Here is a 2932-nt window from a genome sequence, read left to right as displayed (position 1 = left end):
AGATTTGGTTTTTTTTGTCTGGTGTTTAGACTGGTGTTCTTTCCCTATCTCCCGGCAAGGGGGAGGGGGTGGTGCGGGCGGGGGGGCTGGCGGCGGGGCGGGGGGGCCGGCCCGCCGGGGGCCGCGCTCTGCTCTGCCGGGGGTCTCACGGATCCCGCCCCATGTCCGCTCTGATGATGTCGACCTGCTGTGCCACGGTGACGACGTCGCCCACGACCACGATCGCCGGCGGCCGCACCCCGGCGGCCGCCATCTCCTCGGCCACCGTGCCCAGTGTGGCGGTGAGCGCGCGCTGACCGGGGAGGGTGCCGTCCTGGATCACGGCGACCGGCGTGCCGGACGAACGACCATAGCGTACGAGCGTCTCGGCGATGCGCTCCATCCGCTCCACCGCCATCAGCAGCACCAGCGTGCCGTTCGCGCGGCCGAGGGCCTCCCAGTCCACGGTGGACGCGGGGTCGCCGGGCGCGACGTGCGCCGAGACGACGTGGAACTCCTGCGCCACGCCGCGGTGGGTGACCGGGATGCCGGCCGCGGACGGGACGGCGACGGCGCTGGTGATCCCCGGCACGACCAGCACGGGGATGCCGTGCTTCGCGCAGTGGATCACCTCCTCGCCGCCGCGGCCGAACACGAACGGGTCGCCGCCCTTGAGCCGGACGACGAACCTGCCCTTCGCGACCTGCTCGACGATGTGCTCGTTGATCCGGTCCTGGGTGACGGTGCGGCCGTAGGGGATCTTGGCGGCGTCGATGATCTCGACGTCGGCGGGCAGCTCGTCCAGCAGCTCGCGGGGGGCGAGCCGGTCGGTGATCACCACGTCCGCCTGGGCGAGGAGCTGGCGGCCGCGCACGGTGATCAGGCCGGGGTCGCCGGGGCCGCCGCCGACCAGGGCGACGCCCGTCGGCTTGGTGCGGGAGTGCCGGGCTTCGAGGGTCGCGTCGCGCAGGCCGTCCAGGACGGCGTCGCGGATCCCGGCGGCGCGGCGCGGGTCTCCCCCGGCGAGGACGCCGACCGTGGTCTCGCCGACGTGGCCGGACGCGGGCGTCCAGGCGGCGGACGCCTCGGCGTCGTCGGCGCGGACGCACCAGACGCGGCGGGCCTCGGCCTCGGCGGCGACGGCCGCGTTCACCTTGGGGTCGTCCGTGACCGCCTGGACGAGCCACACGCCGTCGCAGTCGCCGGTCTCGAACCCGCGGGCCGTCCAGGTGATCCGGCCGTCCGCCACCAGGTCGTCCAGGGCCGGGGTGATCTCGGGCGCGATGACCGTGACGTCGGCGCCGGCGGCCAGCAGCGCGGGCACGCGGCGCTGCGCGACGCGTCCGCCGCCGACGACGAGGACGCGTCGCCCGCCGAGTCGCAGGCCGAGCAGGTACGGAGGCACGGAAATCTCTCGTTCGGTGGACCGGGTGACGGACACGTGTGTTTGGGGACCAAAGGTACTCGGCCCCGGGCCCCGCTGCCGAGTTCTCCCCGGCACTCGACACCCGAGCGTGGGTCAAAGTGTGATCATCGCGTTACGCGCCCGCGTCCTTCTCGCTGACGCCGGCCGAGTCGAAGGTCGCGACCTCGTGCAGGACCCGCGCCGCGCCCTGGACCAGCGGGAGCGCGAGCAGCGCGCCGGTGCCCTCGCCGAGCCGCAGTTCCAGGTCGACCAGCGGGCGCAGGCCGAGGTGGGCGACGGCGACGGCGTGGCCGGGCTCGGCGGACCGGTGCCCGGCGACGCACGCGCCGAGGGCGTCCGGGCAGAGCGCGGCGGCGACGAGCGCGGCGGCCCCGGCGATCACGCCGTCCAGGACGACCGGCACGCGGTGTGCCGCCGCCCCGAGGACGAATCCGGCGATCCCGGCGTGTTCGAATCCGCCCACCGCCGCGAGCACCTCCAGCGGATCCCGCCCGACCGCGGGCGCGTCCCCGGGCCCAGGCGCGGTGTGGCCGGTGGGGCCTTCGGCGGACCTCGGGGTGGGTACCGCCGTCCCGTCCTCGGCGGACGTGTTCTCGCCGGGGAGGAGGTCGTGGCGGCGGAGGGCCGCGCGGACGACCTCGACCTTGTGGGCGTGCGTGGCGTCGTCGATGCCGGTGCCCCGGCCCGTGACGGCCTCCGGCGGCAGTCCGGTGAAGGCGGAGATCAGCGCGGCGGACGCCGTGGTGTTCGCGATGCCCATGTCCCCGGTGATCAGGCAGCGCGCGCCGGACGCGGCCAGGTCGCGGGCGACCTCGATGCCGGTCGCGACCGCCCGCCGCGCCTGCTCCATGGTCATCGCGGGGCCCTGGGTCATGTCGGCGGTGCCGGGCGCGACCTTGCGCGGCAGCAGGCCGGGCGCGCCCGCCAGCGGGGCGGCGACGCCGATGTCGACGACCGTGACCCCGGCCCCGACCTGGCCCGCGAACGCGTTGACGACCGCGCCGCCCGCGAGGAAGTTGGCGACCATCTGGGCGGTCACCTCCTGCGGCCACGGCGTGACGCCCTGGGCGTGGACGCCGTGGTCGGCGGCGAAGACGGCGACGGCGGCCGGCTCCGGGAGCGGCGGCGGGCACGTCCCGGCGAGCCCGGCGAGGCGGACCGAGACGTCCTCCAGGACGCCGAGCGACCCGGGCGGCTTGGTCAGCCGGTTCTGCAGGTCGCGGGCGTCCCGCATGGCGGCCTCTTCGAGCGGCCGGACGGCCGCCACGGTGTCGACGATGAGGTCCACGGTCAGGTCCACGGTGTCCTTCCGTCCTTCCCGGCGCGGCTCGCGCCGCCCGGCTTCGCTGTCAGATGCCGAGGTCACTCAGGGCCTCGAGGAGTTCGTCGTCGGCGGCGCGGTCGCGGACGGCGATGCGCAGCCAGTCCGGGCCGAGGCCGGGGAAGGTGTCGCCGCGCCGGACGGCGAAGCCGCGCTGGCGCAGCAGGACCCGGATGCCGAGGGCGTCCGGGACGGGGAACTCGGGC

Annotated in this window: 2 protein-coding genes; both read right to left on the bottom strand. The window is 75.8% G+C overall.

Features of this window, described 5'->3' with window-relative positions:
- Positions 1-145 precede the first annotated feature (145 nt).
- The gene (gene cobA / locus AB0J52_RS34605) at positions 146-1384 is read right to left on the bottom strand and encodes a uroporphyrinogen-III C-methyltransferase (RefSeq protein WP_500187111.1); all 1239 of its coding nucleotides are present in this window, start codon (positions 1382-1384) and stop codon (positions 146-148) included.
- Positions 1385-1517: 133 nt separating this feature from the next.
- On the bottom strand, positions 1518-2693 hold the full coding sequence (locus AB0J52_RS34600) for a nicotinate-nucleotide--dimethylbenzimidazole phosphoribosyltransferase (protein ID WP_500187113.1): 1176 nt from the start codon (positions 2691-2693) through the stop codon (positions 1518-1520).
- Positions 2694-2932: the final 239 nt, after the last annotated feature.

It is taken from the genome of Spirillospora sp. NPDC049652 (genome assembly GCF_040675125.1).
Classification (GTDB): Bacteria; Actinomycetota; Actinomycetes; order Streptosporangiales; family Streptosporangiaceae; genus Spirillospora.
This window is presented reverse-complemented; position numbering and strand designations above follow the sequence as displayed.